This is a genomic window from Sphingobium sp. MI1205 (genome assembly GCF_001563285.1).
In the GTDB taxonomy this organism is placed as follows: domain Bacteria; phylum Pseudomonadota; class Alphaproteobacteria; order Sphingomonadales; family Sphingomonadaceae; genus Sphingobium.
Genome location: NZ_CP005188.1, coordinates 2561660 through 2579297 on the forward strand (window position 1 = coordinate 2561660; position 17638 = coordinate 2579297).

Annotated in this window: 17 protein-coding genes and 2 pseudogenes; 3 read left to right on the forward strand and 16 right to left on the reverse strand. The window is 64.8% G+C overall.

What is annotated here, in order from left to right:
- Window positions 1-211: 211 nt before the first annotated feature.
- The 7 genes from K663_RS12550 to K663_RS12580 form a co-directional block, all read right to left on the reverse strand.
- A complete protein-coding gene (locus K663_RS12550; protein WP_062118071.1) occupies window positions 212-820 on the reverse strand; it encodes a lytic transglycosylase domain-containing protein in 609 nt (202 codons plus the stop codon).
- Complete coding sequence (locus K663_RS12555) at window positions 808-1389, reverse strand: S26 family signal peptidase (protein WP_062118074.1); 582 nt, start codon at window positions 1387-1389, stop codon at window positions 808-810. Before K663_RS12555 ends, K663_RS12550 begins: the two co-directional genes overlap by 13 nt.
- Window positions 1386-1616: a helix-turn-helix domain-containing protein gene (locus tag K663_RS12560; RefSeq protein ID WP_062118077.1), complete on the reverse strand. Its 231-nt coding sequence runs from the start codon at window positions 1614-1616 to the stop codon at window positions 1386-1388. The genes K663_RS12555 and K663_RS12560 overlap by 4 nt, the downstream gene beginning before the upstream one ends.
- Window positions 1617-1770: 154 nt before the next feature.
- Complete coding sequence (locus tag K663_RS12565) at window positions 1771-2070, reverse strand: DUF736 domain-containing protein (RefSeq protein ID WP_062118080.1); 300 nt, start codon at window positions 2068-2070, stop codon at window positions 1771-1773.
- Between the two features lie 753 nt (window positions 2071-2823).
- Entirely contained in the window at window positions 2824-4587 is a 1764-nt protein-coding gene (locus K663_RS12570) for a ParB/RepB/Spo0J family partition protein (protein WP_062118083.1), read from the reverse strand.
- Window positions 4588-4680: 93 nt separating this feature from the next.
- Window positions 4681-5109: a DUF2958 domain-containing protein gene (locus K663_RS12575; RefSeq protein WP_062118086.1), complete on the reverse strand. Its 429-nt coding sequence runs from the start codon at window positions 5107-5109 to the stop codon at window positions 4681-4683.
- The gene (locus tag K663_RS12580; RefSeq protein ID WP_062118088.1) at window positions 5106-5369 is read right to left on the reverse strand and encodes a zincin-like metallopeptidase domain-containing protein; all 264 of its coding nucleotides are present in this window, start codon (window positions 5367-5369) and stop codon (window positions 5106-5108) included. Before K663_RS12580 ends, K663_RS12575 begins: the two co-directional genes overlap by 4 nt.
- 111 nt (window positions 5370-5480) lie before the next feature.
- On the opposite strand from K663_RS12580, the gene K663_RS23885 reads away from it, so the two are divergent.
- Window positions 5481-5705 (forward strand): hypothetical protein, encoded by a 225-nt coding sequence (locus tag K663_RS23885; RefSeq protein WP_062118092.1) that lies wholly within the window; start codon window positions 5481-5483, stop codon window positions 5703-5705.
- On the opposite strand, the gene K663_RS12590 is transcribed toward K663_RS23885, so the two are convergent.
- The 8 genes and pseudogenes from K663_RS12590 to K663_RS12620 form a co-directional block, all read right to left on the reverse strand.
- Complete coding sequence (locus K663_RS12590) at window positions 5696-6559, reverse strand: ArdC family protein (RefSeq protein ID WP_020818728.1); 864 nt, start codon at window positions 6557-6559, stop codon at window positions 5696-5698. The genes K663_RS23885 and K663_RS12590 overlap by 10 nt on opposite strands.
- Before the next feature lie 169 nt (window positions 6560-6728).
- Entirely contained in the window at window positions 6729-8891 is a 2163-nt protein-coding gene (locus K663_RS12595) for an integrase (RefSeq protein WP_020818727.1), read from the reverse strand.
- Window positions 8888-10675, reverse strand: coding sequence for a hypothetical protein (locus K663_RS12600; RefSeq protein WP_020818726.1), 1788 nt, complete (start codon window positions 10673-10675; stop codon window positions 8888-8890). The genes K663_RS12595 and K663_RS12600 overlap by 4 nt, the downstream gene beginning before the upstream one ends.
- Window positions 10672-12021: a tyrosine-type recombinase/integrase gene (locus K663_RS12605; protein WP_020818725.1), complete on the reverse strand. Its 1350-nt coding sequence runs from the start codon at window positions 12019-12021 to the stop codon at window positions 10672-10674. Before K663_RS12605 ends, K663_RS12600 begins: the two co-directional genes overlap by 4 nt.
- A 155-nt stretch (window positions 12022-12176) precedes the next feature.
- Window positions 12177-12302 (reverse strand): annotated as a pseudogene (locus tag K663_RS23335) (zincin-like metallopeptidase domain-containing protein); the annotation flags it as partial.
- 112 nt (window positions 12303-12414) lie between these two features.
- On the reverse strand, window positions 12415-13407 hold the full coding sequence (locus tag K663_RS12610) for a tyrosine-type recombinase/integrase (protein WP_020818724.1): 993 nt from the start codon (window positions 13405-13407) through the stop codon (window positions 12415-12417).
- Entirely contained in the window at window positions 13404-14345 is a 942-nt protein-coding gene (locus tag K663_RS12615) for a tyrosine-type recombinase/integrase (protein ID WP_020818723.1), read from the reverse strand. The genes K663_RS12610 and K663_RS12615 overlap by 4 nt, the downstream gene beginning before the upstream one ends.
- Window positions 14342-15559 (reverse strand): tyrosine-type recombinase/integrase, encoded by a 1218-nt coding sequence (locus tag K663_RS12620; protein ID WP_020818722.1) that lies wholly within the window; start codon window positions 15557-15559, stop codon window positions 14342-14344. The genes K663_RS12615 and K663_RS12620 overlap by 4 nt, the downstream gene beginning before the upstream one ends.
- Before the next feature lie 99 nt (window positions 15560-15658).
- Between K663_RS12620 and K663_RS12625 the strand changes: the two genes are divergently transcribed.
- The gene (locus K663_RS12625) at window positions 15659-16303 is read left to right on the forward strand and encodes a hypothetical protein (RefSeq protein WP_021222981.1); all 645 of its coding nucleotides are present in this window, start codon (window positions 15659-15661) and stop codon (window positions 16301-16303) included.
- A gap of 4 nt (window positions 16304-16307) precedes the next feature.
- Window positions 16308-16742, forward strand: a complete 435-nt coding sequence (locus K663_RS12630; protein ID WP_020818720.1) for a hypothetical protein — start codon at window positions 16308-16310, stop codon at window positions 16740-16742.
- A 122-nt stretch (window positions 16743-16864) separates the two neighbouring features.
- On the opposite strand, the pseudogene K663_RS12635 reads toward K663_RS12630, so the two are convergent.
- Window positions 16865-17542: pseudogene (locus K663_RS12635) on the reverse strand (ArdC family protein); the annotation flags it as partial.
- Between the last annotated feature and the right edge of the window lie 96 nt (window positions 17543-17638).

Sequence of the window (17638 nt, forward strand, 5' to 3'; positions counted from 1 at the left end):
TCTCACCATCGAGAACGGTGTCTTGGAGACGGGTGGGGGAGCGGCTGTCAGGGCCGCGGCGCGCAGCGCGGCGCCGCGGAGCGGACGTGGGGGGAACCGATTTGCGCAGCAAATTGGGGGGCACCCGCGGGCCTTGATAGCCGCTCCGCCGCCCGTCATGCTGGGTCTATCGAGACGAGCCTCCCCCCTATCGGTGATGCGGAACGACGCCTCAAGGGACATGATTGCGCACCACGAAGAGCGATGATTGTAATGGCTCAGCGGTCACGTCCCGCGTGGTCACGGAGACCTGGCGCCGGATCGCGAACAGCCCCTCGCGCGCAGGGTTTGATGGCGAAACTGGCGCGCTCACGGCCGAGCCCGTCACCTTGCCAAGATAGGCGATGGTTTCGCCCGGCAGCTTCCGACCGGTTGCAAGATGCGCGGCATAGCGGGCCGGACCGGCATTATAGGCTGCAAACAGACCGGGGTAACCGAAGCGATCATACATCCGCCTGAGGTAGCAGCTGCCTGCCATGATGTTGTCGGCGGGGTAATCGGGATCACTACCCAGACCGAGGCTTCGGCGCATCTCGTCCCACGTGCCGGGCATCAATTGCATGAGCCCCATCGCACCGGCACGGCTGCGAATGGGCCCTCCGCCGAGCATCGTGTCGCCATTGCTTTCCGCGCGCATCACGCGCTCGATCCAGGCGACCGGCACGCCGCACCGGTTCGATGCCTCATAGATAAGGTTTCGCCAGCGGACCGTCGGCTGTGCTGCCGATGGAACGGCCATGGCGAGCATCAGCGTGACGCAGGCGAGCCTCAACGCCGCCACAGCAGCTCTGCCTTCCCCATGACGTCCTCACCCTCGGTCGATCCGAAATAGCGGCCGTCGAAGGAGCGGCGATTGTTCATGAGGAGGAACAACTGGCGTCCTCGAAGACGCATGCATCCCTCCCAGAGCGGCATGGATCGCCCCCGAAGGTCGGTGCGTTGCCGATCGGCGATCCGGCGACCGTTGACGAGGATTACCATGCCCCAGGCGCAAACCTCATCGCCAGCACTGGCCGCAACGCGCTTCACCAGCGGCACATTCAAGGGCAGATAGCGGCGCTCGGCGGCAAGTTGGCGATAGCGCCAAGGCACCCGCGCGATCACCATGTCGCCGACGCCGGGCAGCGCTGCGGGTGAGACGATATAGAGGCCTCTGGGCGCGCTGGCGCTCGCGTTCCAGACAAGCCGCGGCGCAGGCGGAAAGGCGGCAGAAATGAGAAGCAGTGCGAGGCCCGCACCACCGATTGCAAGGCGGCGAACGCGCCTTTTGCGATGCAGTTTCCGGGCGCGAAGTTCATCGCCCCAGGCCAGGAGCGGCGCATCCCCGCTCGTCTTGCGTGCCCGCGTCATGCGCCGATCTCCCGGCCAGAATGCTCGGCGGACCATGTATCGAGGTCGTCGATATGATATTGGACGAAGCGGCTGTGGCGGCGGAAGACCGGGCCTTTTCCGTCGCGGCGCAGGCGTTTGAGGAGCCGGCTCGAAAGCTTCAAGTAAGCGGCTGCCTGATCGGTATTGAGGAAAGGCGAGCCGCGTTTGGCGCGATTGGCACGGGCAATATCGTCATCGGTTTCCATGGAGCGCTATCCTGTGGCTGCGAACCGCAACAGCGCGATCGCTGCCCCGAGAATGGCGGCCAGGACACCGCAGCATCAGTGTCGAAAACCGTCGTCTCGAATTCGACACCCCCCTGGACGGCAGCCCCGCGCCGATCGGCGCGGGGCGCTTGGATCAGCGGGACCAGATAAGCTTATGCTCGCCGTCGTCCCCTTGGGTGAGCGTCGCATAGATGGGCGCGGGGAAGGATGGATCGTCGAGCTTGAGGCTCAGATATTCCGCCCCAGTCTCGCGCGCAGCCTTGGTCCAGCCAGCGCCAAACTCGACGGCCCCAGCGCTGACGCGGTGGTCTGGAGCCTTGTCATGCTCGCGGTCGACAGGCCGGATCGTGGCTTTGACGCGAAGGGTAAGTGTGCGGATTTCGCCGGTGTAGACGCCGTCCTCGTTGCGGGTGAAGCTGCCGATCTGCGCCATGGAAAATCTCCTTGTGCTTGCTCGAATGCCGCCCCGTGCGGCCTCGATGGCAGTCGATCAGGCGCGCGTACGACGCCCTGCACCGTAGGCCGCAGCGCCAGCGAAGGACGGCCAGAGCCGGGTTTCTTGGTCCGCGAGGAAGCCCGCAGGGCGGGGAAGAAAGTCGGCGAAGCCGTTGCGCGGACAAGTCGTGCAGGCGCCAGACCTGCCATGAAGAGAGGCCGCCGGGCGCTGCTGCGCAGGCCTTCAGGAGATGCCCTGCGCCACGGTCTGCTATGCGGTCACGCGCCGGCGGTTGGCCACGCCGTCTTCGAAACACGGCAACAGCTTCGCCGCGTTGGACGTGTCCACATAGTCGAGCAAACAGCGCTCAGAATATGGATCAAGCCCGGTATGGCGGCTATGGCGGAGCCGAGATTGGGCATCTCGGTCGCTCCTCCCGTCGCCGAGGGGCGTATGTAGTGAAGCTCCAGCACGATAGCGACGGCGTCATCCGGCCTGCGTCCGCAGATCCGCAACGCCTTTTGGTCGGGGCCGAGCACGCCATGCAAAACTTCCGCTGTAGCGCTCGCTTGTCTGCTCTCACTTCGAGGAGGCCGGTATCGACGAACCCGCCGCCCCCGGGAATAATGCGCTAGCGCCCTTCATCTTGTCATCTGAAAACACCGCGCGCCGACGCCGGACGGCAGAGGCGCGCGGCCGTTTTTTTTCGCTCGCAAGCGCGGGCGGGATTGATCCCGCCCGCTCCCCTTTTCACGCGGCCTGTGCGAGCGGCGCGGCCTCTCCATTGGGTTCCTGTGCGGCGGCGGGGGCGCGCGTTGCAACCATCCTGGCATGAGCCATGACCGTGCCGACGCCGCCCCGCTGTGTGTAGGCGCTCGGCGGGAACTGCATCCAGCGTGGCACCCAGCGCTCGGCCTTCGCCCGCCCCTCCGCGCCATTCAGATGATCCCACATGATCCGCTTCAGCGTGTTGGACTTCTCCCCAGCGTTGGCGGTCGCGACCGTTTCGCCCGCCACTTCCGCAACCATCCGACCTAGCAGTTCGCGGTCGCGGATCAGGCCGAACAGGGTCTCATCCGCCTGCCACCAGTCGGCCATGTCGATGCCGATCTCGCTGCCCACCGCCTCGACGGCGGCGCTGCCAGCGGCAAGCGTTTCGCCCATGACGACCGCGATCACCTCCATGATTGCAGGATCGGGAAGCTCCAACAGGCGGAGGAACAGGACCACAAGACCATAGTCATCGCCATTGCCGCCGGTAACCGTGGGCTCCTCGGAGGAGAAGTCCAGCAGGGCGAGAACGGCGCGGCGGCGCTCGTCGAAGACCGTCTCGCCCCGCGATGTCTCGACGCTCTCGCGCACATCATCATTGCGGGCCATCTGTGGCTCCGGCCGCACGGTCCAGAGCGGCGATCCTGTGATGGCATGGACCACCATGAGCCGGAGCGCCGTGCCGGGATGCCCCAGCAGCGCGGCGCGGACGGCGGCATGACGGTGCAGATCGACATAGGTCTGCAAGGTGGAGGTGAGTTCAGGACGCTGCGGCTTGACCGTGTCCGCCACCTCGCCGCGCTCGGCCCTCCGCGCTTCCTTTCGCGTCACATAGCCTTCGTGGAAGATGACCTCGCCGCTGGCGCGGACATCGGCATAGACGCGCCCGCCCTTTCTCATTGCCGCCTTCTCATATTCCCAACTGTGGAAATGTTCTGATGGAGGCACGATGACCACATCGCTCCAGCCCTGCTCGAGATAGGCTTCCTTCGCTGTCTCGATGGCTTCATATTGCGCCGCCCAGAAGGTATCGGCATCGGCGAAATAGCGGTCGTCGCCGAACAGGTCGGCAATGGTCGCACCCTTATAATCGTCGAGACTGAACAGCGCGAAGCGCGCCGGAATGGACTGGCCGCCAAACAGCCACGCCTTCAACTGGTGCCCTGTGGGAACATAGCTGTCAGGATCATCATGAAGCGCGAGCCACGCCTTTTGCTGGCTTTTGCTCGCAAGGGTCAGGTGGCGGACGATCGTGCGGTCGATCTGCTCGGCGCGGTAGAGCCCGCGAATGCGGGGCAGGAGATTGCCGAGCGCGAGGACGCGGCGGATGGTGAGGTCTGGCAGGCCGAAGGTCGCGGCGATGTCATCCAGTTCGCGCCCCTCCTTCACCAGCCGGGTGAAGGTTTCCCATTGCGTCACCTCATCCGCATCGAGCCGGGCAAGATTCTCGATCATGGACGCCTCGATCGCGGCGGCATCGTCGGTTTCAGAGAGGATGCGGCAGGGCAACGGCTCCGCCTCGCCCGTTTCCTCCGTCACGATGCGGGCCGCATAGAAGCGCCGCGCGCCCGCGACAATCTCGAAATGCCCTTCGGCGCCAGTGGCCCGGACGAGGAGCGTCTGAATAACCCCGCGCTTGCGTACGGTCGGGAGGATGTCACTGACATCGGGAGCCTTGCGGCCAAAGCGCATGTTCATCTTGCTCACACAGAGCTTGTCTTGATCGATAAAAACGAGTGTCATGGCGTTGCTCCTTTGGAGTGCCGGCCCCTCACACTTCGCGGCGTCGGGGGGCCGGTTTTCACTGGGGTGGCGGCGTGACGTGCCGCCTTCACGTCATCCCTTGTCCGGATCGGGCAAGGGAGAATTAGGGAGCGCGCCCGGCCGGGCGGCGCGGCGGATCAGGGTTTCGGCCCAGAGGATGGAACCAGCGCGGCGGGCCTGTTCCGCCCAGAGGGAGAGCGGCAAATTGCTTTCGAAGCCAAGGTCGCGCTCGATGGAGAGGCCGTAGGGAAGCCGGACAGCGGTGATTTCGCACAAGCTGAAATAACCGAGTTCAGGACAACCGAAGCCAAGATCGGCCAGCCCGAACAGAGCATCGCCATCCTCCGCCAGTTCGGTCGCCAGCCATGTCGCGGCTCCAAGCGGATTGAACAGCTTGATGACGGGCGGCGGGTCGAAGCGCTCGCCCTTTGCTTCATGAGCGCGGCGGGCGATGTCGTTGGCGCGGAGCGCAAAGCGCAGTTCGGGAGTGAGAAGCTTCATGCCGCCAACCTCCCCTCTTCCCGCGCCGCCTGCGCCTCGCCGTGACGGGCGAGCAGCCAGTCCGCCGCCTTGCTGGCTGCGCTGGCCGCGCGAAAGATCGCGCGGTTATCTTCGCGCAGCACCTCCAGCCACGCGCCGATATAGTCAGCATGGCGGACCGTGGGCACTATGCCGAGCGCCGCGCAGAGGAAGGCAGACCCCATCTCGGCGACATATCCTGACAGTCCAGCGAAAAATGGCGGTTGAAAGGTGAAAACCATCGGTGCCTCCTGCACTGCCTAAAAACCCCATGGCTCCCCCGAGGCGGGGGTGGGCGGCGAGAACGACCGGAGAGGCCCGCGCAAGCGGGGGGCCGCACCCGGAGGGGCGAAATGCAATGGAGCAGCGCGGCGAAGCCGGGCTTGCGGCGCGCCGTGGCGGGCCTAGCAGGGAGCGCCGACCAGACCCGCATCGAGGGAGGCCCAGAAATCAGCGCCGCCGCGCCAGCGGCGTCCGCTGGTGAGCGGGCGAAGCCCGCGCATCGCCGTGCGCGACGAAGCGGCCGAGCCCGCGAGGGATCGGCCGCTCGGCTTTGGTCGCTGCTGGATCATGGCTGACGGGCGTGCATCCAGTCGGCCGCTGCCTGCGCCTTGCTCGCCGCGGTGAAGATCGCGCGGGGCTCGTCCTTGAGCAGTTGCAGCCAGGAGGCGATATAGGCCGCGTGATCGGGTCGCGGTTCGTGCGCGATCCCAAGATCGGCGAGCAGGAACGATGCGGTCAGTTCGGCGGTCGCTTCCTCCATGGCGAGCGCGTGCCTGGTCCACTTGGCGCTGAAATCCCGGTCGAGCCGGTGAGCTGCGCCACTGGCATGAGCCGCCTCGTGAATATGGGTGGCGTAGAAGCCGTGGGCATCGTGGAAGGCGCTGAAATCCGGCATGTGGATGCGGTCTTCGGCGATGTGATAATAGGCGCTGGCCGAGCCGTAGACGGTATCGATGCCGAGGGCGGCGATGAAGGCTTCGGCGGCGGCGAGGCGTTCGCTCTCGGGCAGGTCCGGCCCCGGTTCGGGCGCATAGCCATCGACCTGATCGGCGTTGAACAGGCTGAACGCCTTGGCGAAAAGCCGGCGGTGGTCGTCATCGTCGCCGGCGTCGTCATCCTTCGCGCGAAACTCCTTCCAGAGGACGCCGAGGCTGGCCTGCTCGCCCTTGCGGACCTGCGCGCCGAGCGTCTGCCACTGGCGATAGGTGCCCCAGACGCCGCTCGCATAGCCGCTGCCATAGGCGGCTGCCCAGAGCGAGACCGTATTTATGCCGCGATAGGGCTTGCCGCTGGCGACGTTCGTCGGGCGGGTGACGTCGGCGCCAGAATGATGCCATGGCATGCGCCAGGTGCCGGTGCCGGCTTCGATGGCGTCGACGATCGCTTGCGTGACGCGAGCATAGACGTCGACACGTGGTGAGGCTGACATGATCTGTTCTCCGTTCTCGCGCCGGGGACCATCCCCGGCGGCGGAGGCCCGTTCGCGCCGGGCACAGGGGGGCTCGCGCACCCGTCAGGGCCGCAGCGAAGCGAAGGACGGCGAAGCCGTTGCGCGGGCGCGCCGACCGGCGCAGGACTCCGCCAACAGCCGGGGTGGTCTACGGCGTGGGAGGATCGATCCCGGCAATCACCGCGGTCAGGCGATCAAGCTCGCGCTGGAGAGCCTGACGCTGAAGATCGGAGATGCGCCGTTCGCGTAGATGCGCCCTGGCATCGGCCGCCGCGCGTTCCCAGGCCGGCCTGTGGCGGGCGGTGATGCAGGCGTTGGGACAGCGGGTCGGCTCGCACAGGGCGGTGAGCGGCTGCGCGGGATCAGGGGTCGTCACGCGCTTGAGGCAGAGCGCGGTCGCGGGATCAAAGAAGCAATCCGCGAGCGGGCCGACATGGAAGGTGCGCGCGACGCTGGCGAGCATGACGCGCAGGCGGGCGCGATCGGCGATCATGGCGGGCAAAGGCCCTTGTCTGACGGCGGCATCGTCGAGCGTCCGCGCGATGCGCGGTCCCGCTGGGCCGCCGAGCGATGCGCCGCCCTGACGGCGGTCGAAATAGTCCAGCAGATCGTCAATCTGACCGAGCCGGCGCTGCGCTTCGACCTCGGCGCGAAACCCCGATGCGCTGGTCCCGGCATAGCCCTCGAAAGCGGCGACCGAGGCGTGCTTGTACTGGATCATGCCGGCGATGGTGCCGAACGGGCGGTTGGCGATGTGCCACGCGATCGTGCGCCGGAACTGCCGTGTCGTGATGCGCCACGGCTTGCCGTCGGGACCGCGCGGGATGACCGGCATATCGGGGTTGCCGAAGGCGGTGTTGAGGTGGTCGCGGAAGGCGTTGAGCTGGCGGACCACCTCGCTCGACAGATGCGTCTTGGAGACGGCGCTCGCGCGCAGTACCGGCCAGAGCGTATCGCTGCCGCTGGCGCGCGCCGGTCCTGCCGACAGGCGTTCGAGCACCGTGATCGCATCGGCGACCGGCTCGATCGTCACCCAGCTCGCCACTTCGTCCACCGCCGCCCGGCGCTTGTAGATGGTCGATCGGATGCGATGCCGTTCGATCAGGCCGTCCTCGCTGCGCGCGATAGAGACACACCCGCGCCGCATCGCCTGCACCTCGCAGTCGCGCATGCCGGTCAGATAGGCGCACACGATATAAGCGGCGGCCTGGAGCATCCGTTCCTCGTGTGCGAGAGTCTTCGCGTCGAAGCGCTCGCGCCATGGCCGACCGCTATCGGGATCGATCGAGATCGGCGTGTCCATGCCGCCGACCTCCACCCCCAGCTCGGCCGCCACTGCATCGATCAGCCTCGCTTCGCCGCCGGTCAGCATGAGATGTGCGTGCGGTTCCGCCTGCACGTCGATCCCGACATGGAGATGTAAGAGATGGGCGTTGATCGGTGGGGTCACGCTGCCGGTGTTGGGGTCGACGCGCAGCTTGCCGTTATGAGCGGTGGCCCAGATCGGTGCGCCGCGCCCCTCGCGGCGTCGGCGATCGAAATAGGCCTTCAGGCGGGTGCGGCGACGTTGCCGGCGATCAGGGTCCGAGAGGCCGGCGTCGGCGGTGACAAGGCGATCCCGGCGCGCTTCGAGCCGATCAAGCTCGCGGCGGGCGGCGAGAATATCGTCAGCGAAGACGGTGACGTAGCGCAACGACCAGGCGAGCAGCGCGGCGATGACCTCTTCCGGGAACCGTGGGGTGCGGTTCTCCCGGACATGGCGGTAGCCCGCAACGCGGGCGGGCGCCTGTCCGGCCCAGGGCTCGAATACAAGGCCTCCGTCAGCGAGGTGGTCACGATAGTAATAGAGATCGGAGACCACTTCGAGGAGGTGACCGACGATGACGGGTCGTCGGGCAGGATCGTCACGGAGATGACGGGCATAGGCATCGACCAATGGCTGATCGATACGGGAAACGTCGAGCCGTCCGAGCCGCTCACGGGCGAAGGCGAAGAACCGGCGGGCACGGTTGAATGCCTGGCGGATGCAGGCGGGCGGTAACTTCGTCCGATAGCCGGGGAGATCGGCGTTGAGGCGGGCGTAGAGATAGGCGCGCATCGCCGCCTGGACATCGGCATGTTCGAGCACGTCGAAATGCACGGTGACGTGGCAGCGCCGGGCGTTCTCGCGGAATACGGCGGGACCGAGATCCCAGCTCGCGTCGCCGACGCGCGACAGATCTTCGCGGGCGTGACCGGCCTTGAGCGGCGCGCTCGCCAGCACGGCGCGATCGTCGAAGGCGGGCGCCTGGACATGGGCTGGCATGGTCATGTGCGTGCCTCCGGCGGCAGATAAAGCCGTTCGCCTTCCATCTGCCGGCGCGCATCGGCGATGACGGCATCGGAGAATGCCGGCAGGACCTGGGCGGTGATGCGGGCATGGACGCGGCCGAACTTGGCCGCCCAATCGTTCGCGGGCAGGCTCAGCCTCTGCTCTTCGACGAATGCGAGGAAAGCGAGGATCGCGGGGAGCTTGCGCGCGGTGATGACGGCGTTGGGACAATCGAGGCAACCCCAGAAGGGCTGCGCGCAGGGTGATCCGGCATCGGCGAAGGGACTGCTATGGAAGCCCGCGCAGGCGGCGAGCCAGACATCCTGTTCGCCGTCGAGCAACGGACCGACGGTATCGGGCGGCATCAGCGGCGCGGCCTGATCGGGCGATTGGCGCAACGCCTTCTCGGCGGTGGGCGGCAGCACGGTCGGCGTCGCGGTGGCGACCGCTTCGCGAAAGGCGTCAGCGAGGGTCTTCTCGTGCAGGGACCGAAGCGACGGCAGATCGGCATAGTGGCGCCCCGCAACCTCGCGCGAATGACCGACTGCGAAGCGGGCCATGTGCCCCTCAGTCTTCGTGTACCACAGCGCCTTGTGGGTCTTGCGGAGCCGGGAGAGCAGCAGGTGGAGCGGCTTGCCGTCGTCATCGACAATAGCATGCTGTGCTATCCAGGCAGCGATCCGCTCCTTCGGATGAGCGATACCCGCCCGCAGGCCGCCAACGTTGTGATAAACCCAAAGACGATCATCGGTCAGATGCTCGCGGGCTGGCGCGGTGACGTCGATCAGGCGACGGATGAGGCCGCCAGGCGTGCCACCACCGCCGTCGCGGACGCGCATGCTCTTGTGCTCGGCGCCGCGGGCGCGGCGCTTGAGATAGCGCAGTTCCACCGTGCCGGCATGGGGGTTGGTGAGACAATCCACGGTCAGCGCCTTCAGGCACTCGGGCTCGAGCCCGGTATCGAGCGTGAGCAGCACGAGCAGCGCCGGCAGATCGCGCGCAAGCAGGTGATGGCGGCCATGCAGATCGTCGATGAGCGTGCTGATCGGCAATCCGCGTCGCATGCGCATGAAATAGAGGCTCTTCAGCGCGGGCTGGTCTGCGACGATAAAGCCCTGCCGCGCGATGATCGCTTCGACCTCGGCGCGCACGCTGGCGATGACCGGGTCGCCCTCATCGGTGCGGTCGTCGGCACCGAGACGGCGGAACATCGCTTCGACGTCGGTCCTCGCGGCGTCGCGCAACGCGCGGGCAACGAAGGGGCTATAAGCATCGCGCGGGGTCGAGCGGCCCGCCGACGTGGCCAGTGTGTAGCGCAGCCGCTCATGCAGGTCAGGCGCGATCCGATCGGGCCGGTCTGCCTCGATCGCGCGCAATGTGTTGACGATCTTGCCGACCGTTATGTGCCGGTGGATCGCGCCCATCCCGCGGCGGTCGAGCGCGGAGGCGAACCCATCGATATGGGCTGCGCGCAGGTCGCCGACGCCAGCCACGTTCAGCGCTTCGTCGCCAAGCCAGGCGAAGAACAGGCGGTAGGCATTTACATACTGCTTGATGACGCTCGCCGCACCGATCGGTCCTCCGAGCGCGGCCGACCGTCGCAATGCGCCAGCAAAGGCGATGGCGAGCGGACGAGGATCGAGTGCGGCCATATCGATCAGGACCGTCCCGCCATGCCGCGCCTCGATGGTGAACTTGAGGCCGAGCACGGGATCAGGCTGCACGGGCTCCGGCGTGATCGGCACGAAGGCGACGGGCCGGCCCTTGCGGGGACGACCGCTCATGCGCCCTGCGGTCCCGGCAGCAGCGCAAGCAGCTCCTCGACCGCCGCATCCACCGTATCGGCGCGGGTCGCAATATGGTCGAGGTAGATATAGGTGGTGGTGAGGCTCGCGTGGCCGAGCAGGCGTTGCACCTGTTGCAGCGGGTCCCCGAGGATCAGCCGGTAGCTCTCCATCGGCCCCGCCGGCAATGCCGCTTCGCGCAGTCGCTGCTGGATCAGCAAGGCAAGCATATGGACTGCGAACGTGTGGCGAAGCTGGTGCGGGTTGATCGACAGCGGGAAGCCGTTCTCCGCGCACCGGTTGCCAGCACGGGTGAAGATCACCTCCCACGAGTTGGGCCGAACAGGCTGCCCGACCTCGGTCAGCCACAGCGCCGCCGGCTCGCGGGGCGGTCCATCCTCGTCGCAGAGGATCAGGCGGCATCGTTCCTCCGGGGTGCAGATATCGCGCATGCGGTCGAGACCGGCGCGGGTGACAGGGATCGGTCGTTCGAGCTTGGTCGCGCCGTCTCGCGCGGCGAACTTGGCGACGCCCGCGGCGCGCTCGACGGCGACGTAGGCGGCAATCTGACGAAGCAGCCGACGCGGGAGCAGGACGCTGCGTCCCCGGTCGCCCTTGGTCAGCGGTGGCGGGAGAGGCAGCCAAAGTTGTTGTGCATCGCTGTCCTCGCGGTCGATCGCCGCGAGCTCGGCGGCGAGTAGACCCGACGCCTCTTCGAGGCGCAGGCCGGTGGTGACGAGAAGATCGGCGAACAGCGCGTTGCGCAGCCCGTTCCGGTCGCGCGCGCCGGGGCGCTCGGTGCCGTCAGGGGTAAGGCCGCGCAGGCCGACCTCGCGGAAAATGCGGTAGTCGTCCATCGTGACGAACCGCACATCCGATCGCCTGGCAACACGTTCATAAGCGTCATTGCGCGCCGCGATCATGCCGCGACGGCCACCATGCGCCGGTCGCCACACGGCGCGGCGGCTGAACGGCGCGTCAGTGATCAGCCCGTGCTGCTCACCCCATCGGTAAAGGCGATCGAGACTGGCGACGGCACGGTTCCAGCTTGCGGCCGTTATCCGGTGATCGGCCTCGTCGCGGCGTCGCTCACGATGATAGGCGTCGACATCGTCGCGGGTCGCAGCCCACACGGTCTTGCCGCAGGCATCGAGAAAGCGAAGCCAGACTACGACATCATAGGCATAGGCGCGCAGCGAATGGCGCGAGCGGACGCCCGACAACGGCAGGTCGAGAAAGAAGCGATCCAGATCGGGATCATAGAGCGCGTCGCCGCGCAGGATCAGCGGCACATGCGCATCGAGGCCCCTGGCCTCGCGGCGCTCGCAAACAGTAATGATCGACACCGGCGCGAAGCCCTCCCCCGGACCCCCACCCGGAAGCTGACCTTCACACCGTTGCGCACTATGGCCTGGCAGCAATCAGGCTGGCCTCCGCCAGCTCTTGGGTCAGCGCTACGGCCAGCCTGATTACTGCCTACCGTGGGCGTCCATCGCCGACCTTACTGCAAAGTTGCGAGCGGCGCAGACTGTCCAGATAAGGCGACCAGTTCCTCGCGAGCATAGTCCTTGCTGCCGAAGGCGTTGAGGAGATTACGGTTCAGCCGCTTCGCATGCCCCGTCGCATGAACCTTATGCCGATATCGGCATAAGACCCATAATGCCGTAACCCTGATTATGCCGCATGGCGTTGGCTAGGACTTGTTTTTCGGCCATCCGCCATGCGGCACCTCGGCATAATCAGAGCCCTTCGAGGAACGCGAGGAGCTGATCGTCGGGTTTGAACCGACCTGTCGGCACGTCCGGAGCAGCGACGCGCGCCAGTGCCTTTTCCTTTAAGCGCATGTCGGCGTGGATGTAGACCTGCGTGGTCTCGACCGATTCATGACCCAGCCACAGTGCGATCACGGCCTGATCGACACCATGGTGGAGCAAGTCCATCGCGGTGCTGTGGCGCAAGGTATGCGGCGTGACCCGCTTTGCGCCGATGCTCGGACAGGTGCGCGCTGCCGCCAGGCAATGCTTGCGTACCAAATGTTCGAGCGCATCGCGGCTTAGCCGTTCGCCACGGATCGACGGGAACAGTGGTCGATCGCTGTTGCCATGCTCCCCAATCCATACCTTCAGGATCTTGGCGGTTTCCCGCCTGATCGGTGTGGACCGTTCTTTTCGTCCCTTTCCTACGCATCGGACGTGGGCGCCGGTGCCGAGCACAACATCCCGGTATCGCAAGCTGATCAGCTCTGATGCCCTGAGGCCCGTTTGCAGCGCGAGCAGCAACAAGGCGTGATCGCGCTTTCCGGCCCATGTCGAGCGATCCGGCACGGCCAGCAGTGCCGCGATTTCGTCTGCGGTCAGGAACGTGACCGCGCGCTTAACATAGCGTTTGTTAGGCATGGCAAGGATGCGCTGGCAGTTCAGCATCCATGTTGGATCGGCCATCGCCACATAGCGGAAGAACGAACGGATCGCCGCGAGCCTGGTGTTACGGCTACGTGCACAGTTGCCCCGTGCTGTTTCGGTGTGGACCAGAAAGTCGGCAACCAGATCGACGTCGATATCTTCGACCGTGATAGCGACTGGTCGTTTGCCAAGGCGCGAACCGGCATAGCGCAGCAACAGGCGGAACGTGTCGCGATAGCTCGCGATGGTATGATGGCTTGCTTCCATCTGGACGCACAGTCTGTCGGTGAAGAAGCGTTGGATCAGCGCTGGCAAAGTCATGGAGGTCATCGCTGCGCCTCCCAACCAATGCGCGTGGCGCGTGCCATCGCCAGCTCGAGCAGTTCGGGCACCGCCTCAATGTACCAGAACGTATGGTCGGGGCTGGCATGGCCAAGCCAGGTCGTCAGCCTGATCATCTCCCGCGCCGGATCCTTGCCCATACGATACCAGTCGATCATGGTGCGAACTGCGAAGGTGTGGCGAAGGTCGTGTATGCGTGGTCCTTTGCCGTGCCGCTTGAACCGTGAGTATTCCCGCAACCCGATCGCTCGACTTACTCGTGCGAAGCTGGCTCGTGCCGACCATTCGCTGAGCCGGTCCCCATTACATCTGACAAAGAGGGGGGTGGATGCTCGACCAAGCAGCCGATTACGTTCTGTGGTGTAGGTGATCAACCGGTCTACGACAGTCGGGTCGAGTGGCAGCAGGCGCTCCTTTCCCAGCTTTCCGTGCCTGACACTCAGCACACCGGTTGCAACATCGAGGTCGCTCGTGTCGAGCGCCAGCGCTTCGCTGATCCTGAGCCCCGTTACCGCGATGAGGCCGAAGAATGTCGAACACGTCAGCCCCCGCATTCCGTAGGTGGAAGGCAGTTCGCTGGCGGCTGCGATAATGTCACCGATTTCGACTTTGCTGTAGATGTATGGCCGTTTGCGGATTGTGCGATCCGGCAACAACCCGCGCGGCGGCGCTTCATGCGCCAAGTCGACACTGCTCAACCAAAGAGCGAACAACCGTACCATACCGAGCCGAGCGGACCGGGTGGACGACCCGGCAGCAGGCTGACTTGCGTCCCAGCGCAGGAACAGGTCAGCGTCGATATGCTGCGCACCCGCATCGTCGGCAAAGCGGATAAAGCGGCGTAGCACCCGTTCGGAAGTCCTGAGATCATAGCCGAGGCTACGGCGAACGGCGAGATAGCGGTCAAGCTGGCTGGCGAGGCTCATTGTGCACCTCCCGCGACGGGCCAGGGCTGGGCAATGGATCGCAAGCCTTCGATCTCAAGCCGGGCGTAGATCATGGTGGAACCGCGCGACCGGTGGCGCAGCATGTCGCCGACCTCGTCGAGTGAAGCGCCACGATTTATGAGTTGCGTGGCAAGGCTGTGGCGTAGAACATGCGATCCCACATAGGGCGTAGCGGGCTTCTGACCGGTCGCATCGAGCGCATCCTTGATGATAGCGTTGACGATCTGGCTATCCTTGAATGGTCGATGCGGAGCGCGCTGGGTGACGAACAGGGTCCGGCAGTCAGTCGGTCCGCGCTCCTCCCTCAGATACCGGCTTAGGGCTTCACCGACCTCGGCGGTGATGGGCACACGGTCATGCACTTTGCCTTTGCCGCGCACAGTCAGTTCGCCTGAACGCCAGTCGATATCGTCGAGTTCGATCCTGGTGATTTCCGGCGCGCGAAGCCCAAGCCGTGCCATGATCAGGAGCATCGCATAATCGCGAACGCCGTGCCGGGGATTTCGGCGAACCCAGTCAAGCACGGCTTCGACGCCTTCGGGCGACAGATGTCGGGGAAGGCGCTTGTCGCGAGCCATCGCTGCTTTGGGCACGCTTAGGGCAAGGTTGGTCGCGGTGACGCCTCGTGCGAACAGGTACTGGAAGAACGTGCGCAGATGCGTCACTGCACTCTTGTCTCGGTATGGCCGCCCCCGCGACAGCAAGTGTTGAACGAACCCGACGGCGTCAACGGGTCGTAAACTGGTCAGGTCGAACATGTCCGCACCAAAGCGGTGGTCCATGAAGCGGTTGGCAAAGCGGAGCGTATGGTGGATGCTGCGCGGACTGAGGCCGCGCTGTTTGGTGAGATAGGTTTCGAAGTCGGCCAGCAGTTCGGCGCGGGCGACCTCAGCGGGAGTCGGTGCAACCGGCTTGGCAACGCATATCTCGATCAGGTGCGCAGCGAATTTGCGCCCCAGGCTGTAAAGGCGGATCGTTCCTGTTCTCTGCGGCTCTGCTGCCCGACCCAGCTTTTCCGCAAGATCGGGCGTCAATGCCGATGGTGCAATGCCAGCCTCATCCATTGCCAGTCCAAATCTGCGGATCAGATTTCGGTATTCTTTGATCGTGGCGTGTTTGTAGTTCGCCTCGGCAAAGCAGCGCATGAAGCTGTCGATGTACGGCTCAATGCAGGTTTTGGTGATTATCGTCATGGTTTTCGTGCTCCATAGGGTTGGAGCGCGATCCGGGCCTTGTCGTCGCCCTGACTGCAAGATTATCAGTTGTGTTGGTTTCAGATATGCGGAGTGGGCATGAAGCAGAAGACCAAGGTTTTGGGTGATGCAGCCGTAAAGGCGTTGATCGAGAAGTACGACTGCCCGGTGCCATTCCACGAAGTGCGCACCCGGCTTCTGGGCAATATCGCAACCCCGGAGCTATCGGCCTCGCCCTTGCAGATGATTCAGGATTTATGGGGCGGTGAGTTGCCCGTGTTCGACAGCGTGGACGAAGCCAACGAATTGATTGGTGCTCTGATCGACGGCCTTTGGAATGGGCTGACCCGGCACCAGAAGCGTAGTCAGCCATTCAGGCTGACACGTGTGTCGATGGACCCAACTGCTGCAAATCTCGGACACTACGGGCTGATCCGTCTTGAGGAACTGGATGGCTTCATCGAAGGTCTGTTCAACGGTCATGATATCATCGATCTACCCGAACGTGCTCATGGCGCGATCGGCCAACTTGCCGAGCTCCGTGCGATGATGGGCGGTATCTGCGAACTCGTGGAACGTGACCCCAATGCGGATGATCGCACCCAGCTTGACACGACATTCAAGCACCTGCGCGAACTGACCAAAATCATGGAGACCGAAATCCACGAGACTGTGCTGGCTTGCACTCGTGCACGGCGACAGATGCTTGAAGGCATTCTCACCGAGAAGCCGACGGTGCATTGATCCAATGTCCGAGGAACGTCTCCGCGAGAAGCTGCGCAAGATCGAAGCTCTCTATGCCGGCGCCACGACCGCCGGCGAGCAAGCCGCCGCAGGTGCCGCTGCGGAACGCATTCGCCGCCAGTTCGCAACGGCCAGCAAACAAGAACGTGCCGAGGAGTTCAAGTTTTCAATTTCTGACCCCTGGTCACGACAGCTCTTCATCGCTCTGTGCCGCCGCTATGGCATCAAGCCATTTCGCTATGCGCGCATGCATCGTCAGACGGTGATTGTTCGCGCGCCAGCGAGTTTCGTTCGGATGACGCTATGGCCAGAGTTCGAGGAACTGAGCCAAGCCCTGACCTCGCATCTGGATGAAATCACGCAGAAGATCATCAGAGAAGAAGTGCACGAAGCCACGCAGGATGCGGAAGAAGTGAGCGAACCGCGTCAGTTGCGCTGAACGTTCCCACATTCCAGCGGATTACCTCCCAGGCACCAGGAATATGCCGAAGCGGCACGTCACCAAATCGCGGAAACACGAGATCCTACGATGCCATGCGGCATAATCCGGGTTACGGCATTATGGGTGAGTTCATGGAGGCAGGTCCTGTAATAGTTGACCTGATCGAAGAAGGCGGGCTGCGGCGGCACAGCCACAAAATCCTGCCCGGGCGCATAGAAGGCCTCACTGCCGCCGATGCGAAACTCGACGCCCGACGCGGCGATCACCTCCTCGGCTATGGGCACGAACTCGCGCTGGGGAAGCGGTTCGGGATCGGCGGCCAACCCCTCGCGCAGTCCCTCGCACTGCGCGACATTGAAGACCGTGAAACGCTTCAGGAACGGTACTGCTTTGGGATCGCCACCCTCTCGAGACGCCCTCTCCCTCTCCGCTTCCGGCGTGAAGCGATCGGCATAGACGACGGTCACGCCGCGCTCGCCCTTCCTCACACAGCCGCCCGCCTCCAGCGCCTGACGGAAGGTGAGCCACGATTGCGAGGGCCAGCCATGTTCGACGACCGCCCCCCAAAGAAGGAGCACATTGACGCCGGAATAGGTGCGAGCGGAGAGCGCATTGCGCGGCAGGCCGGGACACGCTCCGCCATGTTCGCCCCATGGCTGGACCCACGGCAGACGCCCGGCCTCCAGTTCGGTGATGATCTTAGCGGTTACTTCGTCGTAGAGGCTCGTCCGGCTTTCCTCCTGACGATCTTCGCAAGCACCCTTTCCACGGGCACGACGGCTACAGGGTTCACGCATGGTCTGTCTCCTGCGCCACCCTAAAAAGACACAAGGCCTCCCCGCAAAGGCGGGGGTGGGCGGCACGAGCGACCAAGAGGCCCGGCTCCAGCGGCC